The sequence below is a fragment of the Isoptericola croceus genome, assembly GCF_029382255.1.
Taxonomy (GTDB): Bacteria; Actinomycetota; Actinomycetes; order Actinomycetales; family Cellulomonadaceae; genus Isoptericola; species Isoptericola croceus.
This window is the reverse complement of record NZ_JARLLG010000329.1, coordinates 1-267: the sequence shown is the minus strand read 5'-3', so window position 1 is coordinate 267 and position 267 is coordinate 1. Positions and strand designations below refer to the sequence as shown.

The 267-nt window shown below is 52.4% G+C and carries 1 protein-coding gene; it reads left to right on the top strand.

Translation table 11 applies throughout. The features are described 5' to 3' along the window. Window positions 1-244 (top strand): hypothetical protein (locus tag PZC42_RS24775; RefSeq protein WP_277214212.1); only part of this gene is annotated, 244 nt, incomplete at its 5' end. Window positions 245-267: the final 23 nt, after the last annotated feature.

Here is a 267-nt window from a genome sequence, read left to right as displayed (position 1 = left end):
GGTGCAGTCCTTGGGGGGATATATTAACGATGAAAATCCAATTATACGGGGAAAGGCCGTCTCGTACCTCACCACTGTCATAAAAGCGCTGCCGCCGAAGTTCCTCTCGAGACAACAGATCCAAGTTCTGACGCCCTTCTGTTGCGACCGCATCGAAGATGGCGGAGCCGTCGCTGGTCTGGAGACGCTCCAGAAGCTGGACAGGTTTACCAAGGACATGGCTCAGGAAACGGTGAAAGCGTGAGTCTATCCAGATTTATTTCAAGG